At 65.3% G+C, this 20,815-nt stretch carries 3 protein-coding genes; all 3 read right to left on the bottom strand.

Annotated features, from left to right (window positions below; genetic code table 11):
* Positions 1 to 67: 67 nt before the first annotated feature.
* On the bottom strand, positions 68 to 1,333 hold the full coding sequence (locus J3361_RS02940; protein ID WP_207962362.1) for a nucleotide disphospho-sugar-binding domain-containing protein: 1,266 nt from the start codon (positions 1,331 to 1,333) through the stop codon (positions 68 to 70).
* Between the two features lie 582 nt (positions 1,334 to 1,915).
* A complete protein-coding gene (locus J3361_RS02945; protein WP_207962370.1) occupies positions 1,916 to 15,499 on the bottom strand; it encodes a non-ribosomal peptide synthetase in 13,584 nt (4,527 codons plus the stop codon).
* 4 nt (positions 15,500 to 15,503) lie between these two features.
* Positions 15,504 to 20,815 (bottom strand): non-ribosomal peptide synthetase (locus J3361_RS02950; protein ID WP_207962375.1); only part of this gene is annotated, 5,312 nt, incomplete at its 5' end.

Below are 20,815 nucleotides of genomic sequence, written 5' to 3' on the forward strand. Positions count from 1 at the left end.
CAAGCTCCCTCGCCACAACGTCTCTCTCGCCACAGGTCTGTCGACGGCCTCCACTGATCGAATGTGATTACGCGACGCGATACGTGGCGGCTCTGCGGGCGATGGCCTCCACTTGCAGCGCTGCCGCTTCGCGAGCGCTGTCGCCAGGGGTCATCAGCTGGCTGTAGCGGTCGCAACTGGCGCGTACCTCATGACTGTTGAGCACCGTGTCCAGGGCCGTCGCCAATGACTCGGCGGAGGCCGGTGCGAAGACCTGCAAGCCGCACCCCAGGCGCTGCATTCGCGCTGCATTGTCGAAATGGTCATGGGCAAATGGCGTGACGATTTGTGGCACCCCGGCGGCGATTGCCAGGGCCGTGGTCCCGACGCCGCCGTGATGCACCAGGGTCGCTGTGTGGGGCAGGATGCGGCTCATGGGGACATAAGGCCTGACCAGGATCCTGCCGTCGCTGGACAAACTTGGGTCTACCGCCTGGCTGGTCAGGAACACGCCGCGACGGTCGATCGACTTCAGCGCTTGGGCCGCAGCGGCGAAATACTGTTCGGCATTGACCGTCGTCGAACCCGGGGTAAACACCACCGGTGGGGCCACGCTCAAAAAGTCCTCCAGTTCAGCGTCTGGCGCCTCGAAGCCGGACTCATCGAATAACGGGAACCCGGTGAGCACCGTCTGGGCAGGCCAGTCTTGTTGGATCGGGGCGAACCAGTCCGCAAACAATCCCAACACCCGGTCAGGCGAGGAAATCCACCGACTGATGATGCGCTTGACCGGGGGTAAGCCCAATTCGCGGCGGAAGCTGTTGAGCTCAGGCTTCATGAGCCGATCGAGGAAGGCATGTTCGATGACCCCCAGTAGCAGGCGCCTCAAGGGATACGGTACGAAAGCCGGCAGGTTCGTTCCCGGTGGATGGACGGGGCGCGCGAGGGGCGACCAGATGGCGAACGGCGTGACCTGGCCCGTGACCAGCGGGATGCCGTGCCGTTCCTGGAGCAGGCGGGCGGAAAACGCCCACAACGAACCCAGCATGACGGTGTCGTCGTCGCACGCCTGTTCCAGTAGCCGATACTGTTCGCGCAACGTGCCGCCGACGGTTTTCCATAGGGTGGGCAGTGACGTGCGCGGATGCCACAGCGCCGGGTCAGCCATGACGGCTCGATATTCCTCGCGGGTGCCCAGGGGCAGGAACTTGAAGCCGCAGCGCTCGATCACGGGCGCGAACACCGCGCTGGCGCAAAAGGTTATCCGATGCCCGCGCGCGGCGAGGGTGCGGCCGATCCCGATAAATGGGTGAACGTCACCGGCTGAGCCGATGGCCGTAATGATCACATGCATAAGGCTCCCTTTTAGTGATCGTGCGGTGGGTGACAGTCCTGACCGGCGGGCGGTCGGACATCGCCTGTGGATTCCATCCACAGAAACGATTCAGCTTGAGGGGTTATTTAAGCGGTGGCAGGTAGGAAACGTCTGTAGCGGAAAACGGGGACATTCCAGCCCGCAGATCAGGGGGTGAAACCTTGTAGTGAATGCAAAACTCATCAACGCCCCAGGACCCCTGTGGGAGCGGGCTTGCTCGCGAAAGCGGTGAGTCAGCTTGCAACGATGCCGAATGTGCCGCCGCCTTCGCGAGCAAGCCCGCTCCCACAAGGGGCTTGTGGTGAATTACCAAATTCCATCAACACCCAGATTCCCTGTGGGAGCGAGCCTGCTCGCGATAGCGGTGGGTCAGCTTGCAACGATGCCGAATGTGCCGCCGCCTTCGCGAGCAAGCCCGCTCCCACAAGGGGCTTGTGGTGAATTACCAAATTCCATCAACACCCAGATTCCCTGTGGGAGCGGGCTTGCTCGCGAAAGCGGTGGGCCGTCTCCCACATCCTGGGCTGCCCAGCGAATCGCTCGCAGGACAGCCCAAACCGGTTATGACGTGGCGACTGCTTTCAAAGCCAGGGACATCGCCTCGCCCAGCTTGGCCACATGGGGTGCCTTGACCAACGTGTTGTGGGTGCCGGGCAGTGGCGTCACGCTCACCTGGTCGGCCAGCAACCCACGCCAGCCCAGGGTCGGGTCGCTGCGTTGCTGTTCGCTCGCGGTGAACAGCGACACCTTGAGCGGGCTGGGTGGGCTGACGTAGGCGCCGATGGCCAGTCGCATCCGATAAGCCACTTGCAGATGCGTGCGCAGCAGGGCGGCGTCGATGTCGTGAGGCAACTCCTCCGGTAGCAGACGGTGGCTGATGCACAGTGTCAGCATGGCGTCGATGTCCGAGTGTTCCGCCAGCACGTTCAGTTGCCGCAACAACCCGGGATCGATCTGCTCGGGCAGCCAGGCCATCAGGAACTGCGCTTCACTGATCGATTGTTCAGGCACCGGATCCGGGCGCGCCGACGCATCGATGATGCCGAGGAACTCCACGGCCTCACCACCGGCTTGCAGTTGACGGGCCATTTCATAGGCGATCAGGCCACCGGCCGACCAGCCGGCGATCCGGTACGGACCTTGTGGTTGGACCTGACGGATGGCGGTCAGGTAACGCGTCGCCATGGCGGGCACATCGGACAGCGGTGCCTCGCCCGCCACCAAGCCACTGGCGGCCAAGCCATAGATCGGTACCTGGGGATCGAGCACCGGGGCCAGATCCCGCGCATATTGCACTTCGCCGCCCAAGGGATGGACCAGATACAACGGCCGCTGGGAACCGGTACGGCGGATCGGCACCAGATTGCGCTGGGCGCCCGGTCGAGACTGGCCGTCGAGGGTCCTGGCGAAACCGGCAATGGTCGGCTCGACGAACAGGTCGCGCACGGCGATCGGTTTACCGAGGACTTTGCGCAGGCGAGAGGCCATTTGCACCGCCATCAGCGAAATGCCGCCGAGGCTGAAGAAATCGTCGTGGCGACTGATTCGCTCCTGTTTGAACAGGTCCTGCCAGAGGGCCGCAATGGCGATCTCGGTGTCGCCTTGAGGCGCTTCATAAGGCAACGGCGCAGGGCCGTCTTCGACAGTGGCGGGTTGGACGATGGCATTGGCCGAGCGCACCAGCGGCGGCGTGTTTTGCAACAACTGGCCGATGGACTGCTGTGGATCGCTCACCAGGTTTTCCAAGACGCTGGCAAAGAGTCCGGCGATGTTCTGCACGGTGGCGATGTCGAACAGATCGTTGGCGTATTGCAGGCTGCCACCGATGCGCTCGCCATTGTCGATCAGCGACAGTGACAGGTCGAACTGCGTGGTGTTGTGGGGGCTGGCCAGGGTTTGCACCTCAAGCCCTGGCAGTTGCAGCGGCGCCGGTGGCGTGTTGTCCAGGCTCAACATCACCTGGAACAACGGGCTGTGGCTCATGCTGCGCGTCGGTTGCAAGGCGCTCACCACCTGCTCGAAAGGCAGGTCCTGGTGATTGTACGCAGCCAGGGTCAGGTCCTTGATTCGCCCCAGCAGTTCGTCGACGCGGGTGTCGCGCTCGGTGGTGACTCGCAACGCCAGGGTGTTGGCGAAGAAACCGATCAATGCTTCCAGCTCCGGCCGCTGACGGTTGGCCACCGGCGTGCCGACCACCACATCGTGTTGGCCGCTCAGATGACTCATCAGCACCGACCAACCCGCTAGCAAGACCATGAACAACGTGGTGCCCCGGGCCTGGCTGAACGTACGCAGGTCGGCGCTGAGGGCGGGTGAAAAGCCGCACTCGATGATGCCGCCGGTATAGCGCTGGATCGCCGGGCGAGGACGGTCCAGTGGCAGGTTCAGCAGCACGGGCGCGCCTTCCAGGTGTTGCCGCCAGAAGTCGATTTGCGCTTGCAGCGCCGGGCCTTCAAGGGATTGTCGTTGCCAGGCGGCATAGTCCACGTACTGCAACGCCAGGGGCGGCAACGGGTCTTTCTGGCCTTGGGTGAAGGCGTTGTAGAGCACGCTGACCTCACGGGCCAGCACGCTGTTGGACCAACCGTCGGAAACGATGTGGTGCAAGGTGATGAACAGCACATGTTCGTCATCGGCCAATTGCACCAGGTGGCCGCGCAGCAGGGGGCCGCTGTGCAAGTCGAACAACTGCGTGGCGTTGATCTGGCCGAGATGTTCGAGCGTGGCTTGGCGCTCAGCGGGGGCGATCGTGCGCAGGTCCTGCTGTTCCAGTCGGAAGCCGTAGTCGGCCGGCGCGATTTTTTGCAAGGGCTCGTCGTCCACCAACTCGAACCGCGTGCGCAAGGTTTCATGACGCGCCACCAGGCGGTCGAGGGTCGCTTGCAATGCGGTTTTGTCCAGTGTTCCCTTCAGGCTCAAGGCCAGCGGCAGGTGATAGGCCGCGCCCGCCGCGTGGTCCAAATGATCGAGGAACCACAACCGCTGTTGCGAGAAGGACAACGGCAGGCGTCCGGCGCGATTGGCCAAGGGGATCGACACGGCCTGGGTGGGCGAGGTCGCGTGAACCAGGGCGGCGAGGCCACGCACGGTCGGCGCGTCGAACAGTTCGCGCAAGGTCAGCCGTGCGCCCAGCTTGCGCCGCAGCCGCGACAGCAGTTGCACGGCGAGCAGCGAATGGCCACCGAGTTCAAGGAAGCCGTCGTGACGGCCGACCTGGTCCAGGTGCAGCAAACCTTTCCAGATCTCGGCAATGGCGATTTCGGTGTCGCCCTGGGGCGCCTCGTAGGTTCTGCTGGCCAGGGAGTCCTGCCCAGGGGCCGGCAAGGCGCGGCGGTCGAGCTTGCCGTTGGCGGTCAGGGGCAGGGCATCGAGGTGGACGAAGGCGCTGGGCACCATGTACTCCGGCAGGCCGCTCAGCAACGCGCTACGCAATTGCTCGGCCGGGACCGGTTCACCGCAGACATAGGCGACCAGCCGCTTGCTGTCCCCATCGCCTTGGCTGTCCTCCCGGGCTATGACCACGGCCTCGCGGATACCCGGGTAGGCCACCAGGGCGTTTTCAATCTCCCCCAACTCGATACGGAAGCCACGGATCTTCACCTGGAAGTCATTGCGCCCCAGGTACTCCAGCGTGCCGTCGGCCAGCCAACGCCCGAGGTCGCCGGTCTTGTACAGCCGCGCGTTCGGCGCGGTGCTGAACGGGTCGGCAATAAAGCGCTCGGCGCTCAGCTCGGGCCGGTTCAGGTAACCCCGGGCCACGCCGGCGCCGCCAATGTGCAGTTCACCGGCCACGCCCAACGGCGTCGGTTCACCGCGGGCATCGAGCACATGCACCTGGACGTTGGCAATCGGCCGACCAATGCTCGGGCGTTCGCCGAGATCACGGATCAGGTCGATGGTGGCGTCCACTGTGCACTCGGTCGGACCGTACATGTTGTAGAAGCGGATGCTCGGGCAGTTGCGCAACTTCGTCCAGGTCGCGGCATTGATCGCTTCGCCGCCGAGCAGCACGCTCACCGGCTGGTAGCTGCTGCGTTCGAGCAGGCCGGCGGCGAGCAGGGTGTCGAGCTGCGACGGCGTGGAGTCGAAGGCGTGCACCTGGTGCTGTTCGAGGAAGTCCAGTAGTTCATGGCCGCTGGCACGGATCAGTTGCGGGATGATCACCAGCCGGTGGCCAGAGAACAGCTGGGCGATGCCCTTGATCGACATGTCGAAGAAGAACCCGGCATTCAGCGCCACGGTGGCCGGGCTCGGGCAGTGCTGGTGGGTGGTGCGGCGGAGCACCTGCCAGAAGTTGAACACCGAACGGTGCTCGACCATCACACCCTTGGACTGGCCGGTGGAACCGGAGGTGTAGATCACATAGGCCAGCTGCTCGGCGGTGAGGCCGGGTACCTGCGGATTCGCATCGCAATCAACGTCATCCGCCGCTTGCTGCGATTCAGGGGTATCGAGCAACAGCAGCGGGAGTTCGCCGGCTGGCAACGACAAGGCCGACTGGGTCACCAACGCCCGTGGCTGACTGTCGTTGAGCATGAAAGCCATGCGTTCGGCAGGATGGGCCGGGTCGATGGGCACGTAGGCGGCGCCAGCCTTGAGCACGCCGAGCAGGCCGACGATCATGTCCAGGCTGCGCTCGGCGCAGACGGCGACACGCTGGTCGGGCTCGACGCCGAGGGCGAGCAACTGCCGGGCCAGGTGGTTGGCGCGGCGATTGAGCTGGCGGTAGGTCAGTTGCTGTTCTTCGCAGATCAGGGCCACGGCGTCGGGGTTGGCCTGGACTTGGGTTTCGAACAGCTGATGGATCGGTTGCGCGGCGCCGAAATCGCTGGCGGTGCGGTTGAAGTCCGTCAGCAGCAATTGCCGTTCGCTGGCGGGCAGTACGTCCAGTTGGCTGGCGAGGCGTTCCGGAGTTTTTTCAAGGGCGTCGACCAATGTGGTGACGGCCTGTGCCAGGTACGCGGCGATACGTTGCGGGTCGATGCCGGTGATGGATTGGGCGGTCAGGGAGAACCCGTCGCCCACATTCGCCACGGCAATTTCGATGGGGTAGTTGGTGCGGGTTTCGGAGGCGATGAAATGCATGCCTTCGTGGTCGCCCATGTCCTCGACGTTTTCCCCGGAGGCGTTGACCAAGTCGCCATGGCGGCAGTTGAGGATCACCGTGAACAAGGGCAACGAGGTATCCACCGCACTGCAACGCTGGGCCAGGGCCAGGGAGGCCTGTTCGTGGGTCAGCAGTTCACTCAGTTGCTGGTAGGCGTCGCGGACAATGTCGCCGACGGTGTTTTGCTGCAGGCGAATGCGCATCGGCAGGGTGTTGATGAACATTCCCAATGCGTGGTCGGCACCGGCGGTGCCTTGGGATCGGCCCGACAGCACCGTGCCGAAGATCCCGTCGTCGCGTCCGCTGGTTGCCGCCACCACCAGGCCCCAGGCCGCATGGAACAGCACGGAGGTGGGCACGCCTTGCTGGCGTGCCATGCGATGCACCTGGGCGCTGAGCGCGTCGCCCAGGTGTTTCACGGCGCGCTTGATCCCGGCGCCGTTGCCTCGTACATCCAGCACGCCGTAAGGCGCGGTGGTGGCGTCGACATCGGCCAGCAAGCGGCGGAAATAAGCTTCGTGATCGGCCTGGGACACGCTGGCGGCCTGGGCAATGAAGTTACGGTAAGGCTGGGAGGGCGGCAGGCTGTCGGCCTGACCGGCCAGGATCGCCTGAATTTCCAGCATGATCAGGCGCAAGGTGACGTTATCGCTGACCAGGTGATGGTCGAGCAACGCCAGCAGCCATTGGGCCTGGGGCTCGTCGTAGATGATGTACGCCGCGATCAGCGGCGCGCGCTGCAAGTCGAGTCGCAAGTGATGGGTGTCGGTATGTTCGCGCAGGATCCGCAGGGCGTCTTCGCCGGGGAAACAGTCCAACGTCACCACCGGCAGTTGTGCCTGGCGATGCACCACTTGCACCGGCTGCGGCAAGCCGTGCCAGCGCAGGGCCGTGCGTAGGATGTCATGTCGGTCGATGACCACTTGCACGGCGGCGAGGAAGTCGTCGAGCACCTGGCGACGGCTGAACGTCACCACGGTGCGCATCAGGTAGGCATCGCCTTCGGCCTGCAGCAAGTGGTGGAACAGGATGCCTTCCTGCAGCGACGACAGCGGGTAGATGTCCTGCACGTTGGCGGCCCCGCCAGGCACGTCGGCGACGATCTGCTCGATTTCCCCCTGGGTGAGGGCCACCAGCGGCAGCATCTGCGGTTCAATGGCCGTGCAGTCGGCCGGGATCAGGTTGGCCGGGACGACCCGCTGGGCGTTGCTGCCACCGGCCAGGACCGTGGCCATGGCCTTGAGGGTCGGCGCGGCAAACACCGTGCGAACATCCAATTGCAGGTCGGCCTGGCGCAGGCGCTCGATCAGGCTGATGACCAGGAACGAGTGGCCCCCCAGTTCGAAGAAGTGATCCTGGCGACCCACCCGTTCAACCCCGAGCAGTTCCTGCCAGGCGTTGGCCAGGGTGCGTTCGATGTCGCCCAGGGGCGCTTCGTAGTGCTGGCTCGCGGCGGCGGACAAATCCGGCGCCGGCAAGGCATTGCGGTCCAGCTTGCCGTTGGTGGTCAACGGCCAGGCGTCCAGGGTCACGAAGGCGCTGGGCAGCATGTGTTCGGCCAGCACGCCGGCCAGTTGGCTACGCAAGGCCGAAGACTCGAGCACGACGCCGTCATCGGCGATCAGGTACGCCACCAGGCGTTTGTCGCCGGGCGAGTCCTCACGCACGATCACCAGGGCTTCGCGCACCTGCGGCAGGGCCAGCAGTTGGGCTTCGATTTCCCCCAGCTCGATGCGGAAACCACGGATCTTGATCTGCGAATCGTTGCGGCCCACGTAGACGACACCGCCGTCGGCGCGGTAGCGGGCGATGTCACCGGTGCGATACAAGCGTGCGCCGGGCGTTGCGGCATAGGGATCGTTGATGAACCGCTCGGCATTGAGAGCATCGCGGTTCAGGTAATGCCGGGCCACCCCCGCGCCGCCGATGTAGATCTCGCCATTGACGCCCACCGGCACCGGTTGCTGGTACTCGTCGAGGATGCGCAGGCACAGGTCGGGCAGCGGCGGACCGATCAGGCTGGGTGCGCCACTGTCGATTTCCATTTGGCTGATCGGGTAATACGTGGCGTGCACGGTGATTTCGGTGATTCCGTACATGTTCACCAGACGGGTGCGCGACAGGGCGGTGCGCGCGGTCCAGGGCCGCAGGCTGCGGAAATCCAAGGCCTCGCCGCCGAAGATTACCTCCCGCAGGGCATGTTCCTGGTCGCTGCGCCCGCGGGCTTCGATGAACTGGCGGAAGGCGCTCGGCGTCTGGTTCAGGACCGTGACCTGCTGCTGGCAGACCAGCCCATAGAAATCATCGGGCGAACGCGCCACCTCGCTGGGGACGATCACCAACTTGCCGCCGTAGCTCAGCGCGCCCCAGATTTCCCAGACCGAGAAATCGAAGGCAAAGGAATGGAACAGGGTCCAGACATCGTCGCGGCCGAAGTCGAACAGCCCGGCGGTGGTGTCGAACAGCCGCGCGACATTGCCGTGTTCCACCAGCACGCCCTTGGGCAGCCCGGTGGAACCCGAGGTGTAGATGACGTAGGCCAGGTGCCGCGACGTCAGGCCCAGGGTATCGGCATCGGGGTTGTGGTCCAGGGATGCATCGGCTCGATCATCGGCGGCAACGTAATCGTCCAAGTCCACCACCGGCACTTGATGTTCAGGCAAGGCGTCGAGGCAGGCCGATTGCGCCAACAAGGCCACCGGCGCGCTGTCCGCCAGCAGATAGCCGAGGCGTTCGCTGGGGTAGGCCGGGTCCAGCGGCACGTACGCACCGCCGGCCTTGAGCACGGCCAATACCGCGCAGACCATTTCCACCCCGCGCCGGGCCAGGATCGCGACTCGGTCATCAGGGCGTACGCCCTGGGCGAGCAACGCCTGGGCGATGCGGTTGGCCCGGCGGTTGAGGTCTTGATAGCTCAGTTGCTGTTCGCCAAACACCAAGGCGATGGCCTGGGGGTGAGCGGCGGCGAATTGTTCGAAGCGCTGGTGGATCAGCCACCCGGCAGCGCAGATTGCCTTGGGCGGCAGCGTCGCCGGCGAGGCCTGGCGCTGTGCCGGGCTGAGCAACGGCAGGCTGAGCACCGGCTGTTCATCCGCTTCGACCAGCGCCTCCAGCAGCGTTTGGAAATGCTGGGCAAAACGCTCCACGGTGGCACGGTCAAACAGGTCGCTGGCGTATTCGATCACTCCTGCCAGAGTGCCGCCGTTGTTGCCCAGGGTCAGCATCAGGTCGAATTGCGCGGTTTCATGGGCCTGGGCCACAGGCATCAGGGTCAGCCCGGGCAGGCTCAGTTCACCGCCGCCCGGGGTGTTGTCCAGCGACAGGGCGACCTGGCACAGCGGGTTGTGGCTCAGCGAACGCGGAGGTTGCACGGCTTCGATGACTTGTTCGAACGGAATGTCCTGGTTTTCGTAGGCCGCCAGCGTCGTTTGTTTGATCTGTTCGAGCAGCGTTAGCACGCTCGGGTTATCCGTCAGGTTCACCCGCAGGGCCAGGGTGTTGACGAAGAAACCGATGAGGTTTTCGGTTTCGGTGCGCCCGCGGTTGGCGGTCGGCACACCGATGACCACGTCGCGCTCGTTACCCAGGCGCGCCATGAGCACCGACCAGGCGCTGAGCAACGCCATGAACAAGGTGACGTTGTGCTGTTGGCAGAAGCGTTCCAGGCGTTCGCGCAAGGCCGGGGCGATCGCCACCGGGACGTCGCCGCCGCGATAGCTCTGCATCGCCGGACGCGGGCGGTCGGTGGGCAAGGACAGCAAGGCCGGGGCGCCGCCGAGGTGCTCGCGCCAGAAGTCCGCCTGGCGGTTGAGGCGTTCGCCGTTCAGGGCCAGGTGTTGCCAGGCCGCATAGTCGGCGTATTGGATCGGCAGGGCAGGCAACGGGTCGGCCTGGTCTTGGCTGAAGGCCTGGTAGAGAGCGGCCAGCTCCCTGACCAGGACACCGACCGACCAGCCGTCGGAGATGATGTGGTGTTGGGTGATCAGCAGGATGTGCTCATCGTCGGCCAGGCGCAGCAGGCGGCCGCGGATCAGCGGGCCCCGGGCCAGGTCGAACGGTGCCAGGGCTTCGCTGTTGCCGATACGGGCCGCGCTGAGGCTGGCCTGCTCATAGGGCAGCGCGCGCAGGTCCTGTTCGCCGAGGGCAAAGCCGCAGTCTGGCGCGGCGATGATTTGCACCGGATGCTCGCCACGGAGTTCGAAGGTGGTGCGCAGGCTCTCGTGACGCGCCACCAGGCGATCCAGCGCCGCCTTGAGCGCGGCCTGATCGAGTTCGCCGCGCAGCAGCAGGGCGGCGGGCATGTGATACGCGCTGCCCGCGCCAGCGTCGAGCTGGTCGAGGAACCACAAGCGTTGCTGGGCAAACGACAATGCCAGGGGCGCGTTGCGGTCTGCCAGGCCGATGGTCTCGGTGCCGAGGTTGCGCAGCCCGCCCACGACTCTTGCCAATTCCTCCACGGAGGGATGGCTGAACAGTTCGCGCAGCATCAGCTCGCCGCCCAATTGCTGGCGGACCCGGGAAACCAGTTGCGCGGCCAGCAGCGAGTGGCCTCCCAATTCAAAGAAACTGTCGCTGCGTCCCACCCGTTCCAGGCCCAGCAGTTCCTGGAAAATCTGCGCCAGGGCTATTTCGGTGGGCCCTTGCGGCGCGGCATAACCGCGCTCGGACATGGCGTCCAGGCTCGGTGCCGGCAGCGCGTCCTGGTCCAGCTTGCCGTTGGCTGTGAGTGGGTAGGCCGGCAGGCTGACAAACGCACTGGGGATCATGTAGTCGGGCAGTGTGGCGCCTAACTGCTTGCGCAATGCTGCTACGTGCAGCACCGAACCCGTTTCAGGGATCAGGTAGGCGATCAGGCGCTTGCCCTGGGTCGCGTCCTCGCGGGCCAATACCCGCGCTTCGCGCACACCGTCACAGGCCAGCAGCTTGGCTTCGATCTCCCCCAGTTCGATGCGGAAACCGCGAATCTTCACCTGGGCGTCGATTCGGCCCAGGTGCACGATTTCACCGTTGTCCAAGAGCTTGCCCAGGTCCCCGGAACGATACAGGCGCTCGCCGGGCCGGAACGGGTCGGCAATGAAACGCTCGGCGCTCAAGGCCGGACGGTTCAGGTAACCACGACCCACACCCAGCCCGCCGACACAGATTTCCCCGGACACGCCCACCGGCAGCAGCCGCTGATGAGCATCGAGCACGTAGGCCACGGTGGTCGGAATCGGCCGCCCGACATTGGAGATGCCGGCGGCGATGTCCGCCGCGCCAATGGCCTTGTAGGTCACGTGCACGCAGGTCTCGGTGATGCCGTACATGTTCACCAGTGCCACATGTCCGAAGGCACGGTGGAAGGCGTCGAGCTTGCCCGGTTCCAGGCTCTCGCCACCGAAGATCACATAGCGCAAGCGTTCCAGGCGCACCTGTGGCGTCGAGACGGCGGCGGCGCTGAGTTGCAGGAACGCCGACGGTGTCTGGTTCAGCACCGTCACTTGCTCGCTTTCAAGGAAACCCAGCAGCTCCTCCGGATCGCGGCGCAGGGCCTCGGGCACCAGGCTCAGGCGCGCGCCGTAGAGCAGGGCGCCGAAGATTTCCCAGACCGAGAAATCGAAGGCATTGGAGTGGAACAACGACCAGACATCGTCGGCACTGAACTGGAAGTCCAGCCGATTGTTGTGCAGCAGGCGCACGACGTTGCGGTGTTCGAGCAACGCGCCCTTGGGTTCGCCGGTGGAACCCGAGGTGTATATCACGTAGCAGAGATGGTTTGCCGCGTTGAGGTTGGGCAGGTTGTCGGCGCTGATGCCGCTGTCCGTGGCGGTATCGAAGACTTCAATGCCCAGGGCCTGCAACGCCGGGCCCGTGCCCTGGCAAGCGATGGCCTTGCGTGCGCCGCTGTCGCCCAGTACGTAGGCGATGCGCTCTTGAGGCGAACTCGGATCGATGGGCACGTAGGCACCCCCGGCCTTGAGCACCGCGAGGGTGGCGACGATCATTTGTACCGAGCGCTCCAGGGCGATGGCCACCAGCTCTTGGGGCTGCACGCCAGCCGCTCGCAGGCGACGGGCGAGGCGGTTGGCCTGCTCGTTGAGCTGTCGATAGCTCAGCCGCTCCTCGCCCAGATTGACGGCGATGCGCTCCGGGTATTGGCGCGCCTGTTCCTCGAAAATCTGATGCAAGGTCAGGGTGTCGGGCCAGGCCGCTTCGCTGTCGTTGAAATCGAGGATCTGCCGTTGGCGTTCGGCGACATCCAGCAGCGGGACGTCATCGACACGCTGCTGCGAGTCCTCGACGAAGGCTTCCAGCAGGCGCACGTAATGACGCATCAGTTGCTGGATGAACGCCGCGTCGAAGAACTCCGCGTTGTACACCAGGTGCCCGGCCCACTGTGATGCATCGGCCGTGATCAGCAGGTGCAGGTCGTTCTTGCCGTAACCCAGGTTGGTTTCCAAGGTCGTGACCGCCAGGCCCGCCACCGGTGTGTTGCGGTCGGCGCTGCGCTGGAAATTGAAGAGCACGTCGAACAGCGCGGTACGGCTCATGTCCTTGGCCGGATTGAGGGCCAGCACCAGTTGGTCGAACTGCATGTGCCGGTGCCGCAGGCCCTGGGTCAGGTTGTTGGCGGTCTGTTCCCAAAGCTGTTGCAAGGTCGTGTTGCTGTCGCACTGGCCGCGCATGACCAGCAGGTTGTCCAGCGGCCCGACGACATCCTGCAGGGCCGGTTCGCGGCAGGCGGCCGTGGTGCCGATCACCAGTTCATCGTGGCCGGCGTAGCGGCGCAACAGCGCGGTGAATGCGCTCAAGGCCAGGCTGTCACTGCTCACGCCGACTTCTCGGGCCAAGGCTTCAAGGCGCCGTACCAGCGCGGGTTCGAGGGTGAAGCCGTGGGTGGCTTCGGCAAACACGTGCACCGCCGCCCGGGGGCGATTCAGGGGTAGCTCCAGGGCTTGCAGCTTGCCGCGCAGTTGATAGGCCCAGTAGGCGCGCAGGTTTTCCAGCACGGTGGCCGGCAGCTGGCGTTGCCAGGCGGCAAAGTCGCCATAGCTCAATGGCAATGCTGGCAACTCGGCGCTGCGTTCGGCGCAGGCGGCTTCATAGAGGGCCAGCAGGTCGCGCTTGAGCAACTGCATGGAATTGCGGTCGGCCAGCAAGTGGTGCACGGCAATGGCCAGGATGGCGTTGTGTTCGTCCCCCCGTACCAGGGTCGCGCGCACCAGGCTACCGCCGTCCATGGTCAATGGGCGGCGCGTTTCGGCCAGGGCCTGGGCTGCCAGATCGTCAGGGTTACCCTGGATCCGTTCGAGCGCCAGGCTGGCCGGGCCGTCGAATTGCTGCCAGGCACGGCTACCGTCGCTCAACACTCGGCAGCGCAGGATATTGTGGCGGGCCAGCAAGCCGTCGAGGGCGGTTTGCAGGGCCGGTTGATTGATTTCGCCGGTCAGCTCCAGCAGCAACGCAATGTTGTGGTAGACCGGGTTGGCGTCGTACAGGTAACCGGTTTCGAAGGTGTCGACGAACCACATCCGCTCCTGGTGAAAGGACAGCGGCAGCCGTTCCGGCACAGGCACCAGGGCCTCGACCTCGGGCAAGGCCTGGGTCGGGTCCAGTTCCAGTGCACCGAGACGGGTGTCCGGGGCGTCGGTGAAGCAGCGCAACAGGCGCTCGAAGCGCGCGGCGAGGCGTTCGACGGTGGCGGCGTCGAACAACGCGGTGGAATACGACAGGCTGCAGGACAGGTTCGGGCCGCCTTCGTCGATGTGCAAGGACAGGTCGTGCTGGGTGTTGTCCTTGCGCGACGGCAGGAATTCCAGGTTCAGCCCGGGCAATTGCAACTGGCCGCCGGCGCCTCCGGCATTGGTGTAGAGCATGGTCTGAAACACGGGGCTGTAGCTGGCGCTGCGCGGCGGCTTGAGGGCCTCGACCACCAGTTCGAACGGGGTGTCCTGCCGGGTCGAGGAGTCCAGCATCAGTTCCTTGACCTGCTGCAATACCTGGTCAAGGGTCGGGTTGGCGTCCAGGCGCACGCGCAGGGCCAGGGTGTTTACGAAGAAGCCGATCAGCGCCTGTACGTCGTGGCGGTCGCGGTTGGCGGCGACGGTGCCGATCACCAGGTCCTGTTGGCCGCTGATGCGCGCCAGCAAGACCGCCCAGGCGGCCATCAAGGTCATGAACGGGGTCGCCGCGCGGGACTGGGCGAACTGGACGATGGCGGCGGACAGCGATGCCGGCAGGTCGAAGCCCAAGGTTTCACCGCGATAGCTCTGCACCGCCGGGCGGGCCCGGTCGGTCGGCAGCGAAAGCAGGGCCGGGGCGCCGGCCAGGTGGGCACGCCAGAACTCCACTTGTTGGGCCAGGCGTTCGCCGTCCAGATGCTGGCGTTGCCAGGCCGCGTAGTCGGCGTATTGCCGGGTCAGCGGCGGCAGCGGATCAGGCTGCCCGGCGCTGAACGCCAGGTACAAACTGGCGAATTCCTTGACCAGGATGCCGATGGACCAGCCGTCCGAGATGATGTGGTGCTGGGTAATCAGCAGCCGGTGCTCGTCGTCGGCCAGGCGCAGCAGGGTGCCGCGTATCAGCGGCCCGCGTAGCAGATCGAACGGCGCTGCGGCGGCGTTTTCGCTCAGGTGCGCGGCCTCGGTCTCGGCCTGCTCCCGGGATAGGTGGCGCAGGTCATGGGTCACAAGGCTGAAGCCGCAATCGACCGGGGCGATGACTTGCACCGGCTGCTCGCCCTCGCGGCGGAAGGTGGTTCGCAGGCTTTCGTGTCTCGCCACCAGGCGATCGAGGGCAGCCTTGAGGGCGGCCTGATCGAGGGCACCCTGCAGCGACAACGAGGCGGGCATGTGATAGGCGGCGCTGGCGGTCGGGTCCAACTGGTCGAGAAACCACAGTCGCTGCTGGGCGAACGACAGCGCCAGCGGAGCGTCGCGGTCGACATGGGGCAGGTCGTCGGCAACGGTTTCGATGACCCGCGTCGCGCCGCGTTGCTTGAGCAGTCGCAGCAGTGCGGCACGTTTCAACTGGTCGAGACTATCGTTATGTACGTTCAATTTATTAAGCATCCTTGGAGACGATAGCGAGCAGTTCGCTTTCAGACAGCGAAGCCATTTCTTGTTGCAGGTCGAGCAATTCATCCGACTCGTACTGGGCCAGTTGCAAGGTGTTGATCAGGTCGGCCAGGTCCAGCAGCGACGGATGTTCAAACAACCCTCTGAGGGGAACTTCGACGCCGAAGGTTTCTCGCGCCCGGAGCGTGACTTGCACCGCCAGCAGCGAGTGACCGCCGAGTTCGAAGAAATCGTCGTGCCGGCCGATCCGTTCCAGGCCCAGCAGATCGGTCCAGATCTGTGCCAGGAGTGTCTCGGTTTCACCGTTGGGCGCTTCGTACTGACGGCGGGCAAAATCGTCATTGCCGGGCGCGGGCAGGGCGCGGCGGTCCAGCTTGCCGTTGGGGCTCAGCGGCAGGTGCTCGACGACTACGAACGCCGCCGGGACCATGTAGTCCGGCAATTGCGAGGTCAGGTAGGGCCGTAGCGTGCTGCTGGCATTACGGCCGGCCAGGTGCGGTTCGACACTCAGGTAAGCCACCAGACGCGTAGCCCCTGGTGTGTCCTCGCGAGCGATGACTGCCGCCTCGCGCACCCCTGGCAGGGTCAACATCAAGGCCTCGATCTCGCCGGGTTCGATACGGAAACCGCGAATCTTGACCTGCTGGTCGTTGCGTCCGAGGAACTCGACCACCCCATCGGCGCGCAGGCGCACCAAGTCACCGGTGCGGTACATCCGTGGTTCGTCCCCTGGGGCGAACGGGTCGCTGAGGAAGTGTTCGGCGTTCAGTGCCGTCCGATCCAGATAACCGCGGGCAACCCCGGCGCCGCCCACGTAGAGTTCACCCGGCACGCCGAGCGGCACCGGTTGGCGCTGTTCGTCGAGCACATACAAGCGACTGTTGGGAATCGCTCGCCCGATGGGCACCGTGCCCAGGTCCTCGGCAGTGCAGCGGTGCACTGTGGTCCAGACGGTGGCTTCGGTGGGGCCGTATTCGTTGTACAAGGCGATCGCCGGTTCCAGCGCGGTACAGGCCTGCACCAACTGTGCGGGACAGGCCTCGCCGGCGACGATCATCTCTTGCAGGCTGCCATGGCCGTTGCCGCTGCCAAGGCTTGCCAGCACCAGGCGGCCCAGGGACGGTACGCACAGCAGCGAGGTGACGCCCTGTTCGCCGATGAAACGGGCGATGGCGTCGGGATCGCGGGCAGTGTCGGCATCCGCGATGCACAAGGTGCCGCCACTGGCCAGCGTACCGAAGACCCCGGCCACGGAGCTGTCGAAGGCAATCGACGACAACAGCAGGAAGCGCTTGCCGGTCGCCGGTCCATACACTGTGCCCCGGGCCAGCGTCGAGCTCACCAGGTTGCGGTGTTCGATCATCACGCCTTTGGGCTTGCCGGTGGAGCCGGAGGTGTAGATCACATAGGCCAGGTGTTCTGGCGTTAAACCGACGCTATCGGGTTGCGGATCGCGGTTGCTCGACGACGTTGCCAGTGCCCGCTCGATGGCCAGGTAGCGAGTGCCTTCCTGCAAGGTGCCCACGGCCGCGCGACCGACCGGGTCGGCCAGCAACAGGCGCGGCCTGGCGTCCTCGATGATCGCGGCCAGGCGCTCGGCGGGGTAGGTCGGGTCCAGTGGCACGTAGGCGCCACCGGCCTTGAGAATCCCCAGCAGGCCCGTGATCATCGCCACGCCGCGTTCGACGCAGATGGCCACCAGATCCCCCGGCAGGACGCCAGCGGCGATCAACTGCTGGGCCAGGCCATTGGCCTGGGCGTTGAGCTCGGCATAACTGAGGGATTGGCGGCTATCGAGCAACGCACAGGTATCCGGCGTGCGACGGACCTGTTCTTCGAACAGTTGCTGAATGCACAGGCCAGTCGGGTAATCCACTTCGGTCTGGTTAAAGGTGTCCAGCAGCAGGGTGCGCTCCTGGGCCGGCAGCACGTCCAGTTGCACGAGCGGGATCCGTGGCGTGTACATCAAAGCCTGGGCCAGTTGCTCCAGGGCCCGTTGCATCAGCGCGCAGATACGCTGCGGGTCCACCGCCCGCACGCTTTGCACGGTCAGGCCGAGGGCATCGCCGTAGTCGTTGACCGACAGGGTCAGCGGGTAATTGGTCCGCTCGGCACTGTCGAGGATGCGCATGCCCGGCCATTGCAATTGGCTGTCGTCGCGCTGGTGCCGGTAGTTGAGCAACGTGGTGAACAGCGGCAAGGCGCTGGGCACGCCGCTGCAACGTTGCGCCAGGGCCAGGGAGGCTTGTTCGTGGGCCAGCAGCTCGACCAGGTCGCGGTGAGTGGCCAGCACCTGTTCGTGGGCGCCGGCGGTCAATGGCACTCGCACCGGCAGAGTGTTGATGAACACGCCCAAGGCCCGCTCGGCACCGGCCGAGCCTTGCAGGCGACCGGCGACCACGGTCCCGAACACCACGTCGTCGCGGCCGGTGCAGCGGGCCAGCACCTGCGCCCAGGCGACATGGAACAGCGTCGCCGGGGTGATGCCGCGTTCTCGGGCCTGGGCCCGCAGGCGCAGGTTGAGCTCGACGCTCAACGTCATGCTGGCTTCTTCGATGTGGCGGCCGTCGCCTTGTACCTCCAACAGATCGAAGGGCGCGGTGGGTGCATCCACCTCCGCCAAGCGGCGGCTGAAATAGGCTTCGTGGACGTCGGCCGGGATGGCCTGGGCCTGGGCAATGAAGTCGCGATAGGGTTGTGGCGCCGCCAGGCCCTCGCCCTGGTCATGGAGGATCGCGTGGATTTCTTCCAGGACGATTTCCAGGGTCACGTGGTCGCTGGCCATGTGATGGTTGAGCAGTGCCAGCAGCCAGCGTTCGGAATGCGGGTCCTGGGCAATGCAGGCGCGCATCAGCGGCGCCTGGCGCAGATCCAGGCGCAGTTGCCGTGGGTCGCTCAGGGCTTCGAGCTGGCTGAGCGGGTCCTGGTGGCTGTCGAGGGAAACGCTGTGCACCGGCAAGCGTGCCTGGCGCTGTACCACCTGCACCGGTTGGGGCAAACCGTCCCAATGCACGCAGGTGCGCAGGATGTCGTGGCGGTCGATCACCTGTTGCAAGGCGGCGATGAAGGCATCGAGGCGCTGGCGGTTATCGAACTCGAGCATCGAGCGCACCAGGTAGGCGTCACCTTCGTGCCCGAGCAGATGATGGAACAGGATGCCCTGTTGCAGCGGTGCCAGGGGGTAGATGTCCTGGATGTTCGCGACGCCGCCAGGGATGGCGTCGACGATGCGTTCGAGGTGATCCGGGGTCAGGGCCACCAACGGCAGCATGTCCGGGGTCAGGGCCGTGCATTTGAGGGGAATGCGGTTGGCCGGTGCCTGGAACGCCGGGCTTGGGGCATGCGTCAGGGCCTGGGCCAGCTCGGCGAGGGACGCGGTGCTGAAGATCGCCCGGACATCCGCGTTCAAACCTTGTTCGCGCAGGCGTTCGATCAGGCTCACGGCCATCAGCGAATGCCCGCCAAGCTCGAAAAAGCCGTCATGGCGACCGATGCGCTCGACACCCAGCAGGGCTTGCCAGATCCCGGCAATGATCAGTTCCACACGGCCTTCGGGCGCCTCAAAGGCCCGGCTGGCATAGGCGTCCTGGTCCGGTTCGGGCAGGGCACGGCGGTCGAGCTTGCCATTGGGCGTGAGTGGCAAGGCGTCCAGCACGACGAAGGCGCTGGGCACCATGTGTTGGGGCAGGCGCTTGAGCAGTTCGTCACGCAGTTGCCCGGCATTAGCCGGCTCGCCACACAGGTAGGCCACCAGGCGCTGGCCAGATTGATGATCGCGGGCAATGACTGCGGCTTCGCGCACGCCTGCCAGTGTGGCGAGGGCGGCTTCGATTTCCCCCAGCTCGACCCGCAGGCCACGGATCTTCACTTGGTCATCATTGCGTCCCAGGTACTGCACCGTGCCGTCCGGCAGCCAGCGACCGATGTCACCGGTCTTGTACAAACGCGCGTCGGCCTTGCCATAGAACGGGTCGGCGATGAAGCGCTCACTGCTGAGCTGCGGCAGGTTGAGGTAACCCCGAGCCACACCGACACCGCCGATGTGGATTTCGCCGGGCACACCCACTGGCAGCAATTGCCCGTGAGCGTCCAGCACATGTAATTGCAGGTTGCGGATCGGCCGGCCAATCGGGATCGATTGGTGGCGGTAGGTCGCCAAGTCGCTGTCGGCGGTGTACCAAGCGACCACGTCACTGCACTCGGTGGGGCCGTAGCTGTTGATCACCGTCGGCCGTGGCTGGGGGAGTTTTTCCAGCATGGCGACCTGGATTGGCTCTCCGCCGAGAACTACCCGTTTCAGGCAGGCGAGGCCTTGCTGTCGATCGGCGTCCACCAAGGCGTGGAAGGCGCTGGGCGACATGTTGAGGTGGCTGATCCCGGCCTCGGCAACCTGGGCGACGATGGCGCCAGGGTTGAACGGTTCGGCGGCCAGGTGCAGCGTGGCCCCGACCATCAGCGGCGCGAGGATGTTCTTCTGGGTCAGGTCGAAGTTGTAGGAGGACGCCAGCAGCACCGCGTCGCCGGCATGGAAGGCCAAGTCTTCGAGGTACCAGTCCAGCAGGTTGCGCAAGCCGCGATGTTCGACCATCACGCCTTTGGGCAAGCCGGTGGAGCCGGAGGTGTAGATCACGTAGGCCAGGTGACTGAAATTCAGCCCTTTCACTTGAGGGTTGAGAGTCGGGGCTTGGGCCAACGCCGCGCTGCCCAGTTCCAGCGTCGCCAGGCCTTGGGGCACCGGTAATTCGTCCAGGCCTGATTGATGGACCAGGGCCCGCGGCTTGCTGTCGGTCAGCATGTGGGACAGGCGTTGCGCCGGGTACTGTGGGTCGAGCGGCACATAGGCCGCCCCCGCTTTCAAGATGCCCAGCAGGCCGATCAGCATGTGCGGGCTGCGGCGTGCGCACAGGCCGACGGTATCGTCGGGCTGCACACCCAGTGCGATCAAGCCGTGGGCGACGCGGTTGGCCTGGGCGTTGAGGTCGGCGTAGCTCAAGGGCTCGCCGGCGCAGACCAGCGCCACGGCGTCCGGGGTCAGGCTGGCCTGGGCCTCGAACACGACGTGCGGGAAGCGGCTCGGGCTTTCATCCAGGGCAACACTGGCCGGGTTGAAGGTTTCCAGCAGTTGCCGGCGCTGCGCGTTGTCAAGCAACGGCAAGGTCGCCAAGGGCTGCGTGGCATCGTCGAGCATGGCATCGAGCAGGTGCAGCAAGTGCTGGCCCCAGCGGGCGATGGTGCTCTCATCGAACAGGTCGGTGGCGTATTCGAACTGGCCGCTGATGCAATCGCCATCGTCGTTGA

The sequence above is a fragment of the Pseudomonas sp. OA65 genome, from assembly GCF_017498305.1.
In the GTDB taxonomy this organism is placed as follows: domain Bacteria; phylum Pseudomonadota; class Gammaproteobacteria; order Pseudomonadales; family Pseudomonadaceae; genus Aquipseudomonas; species Aquipseudomonas zanjanensis.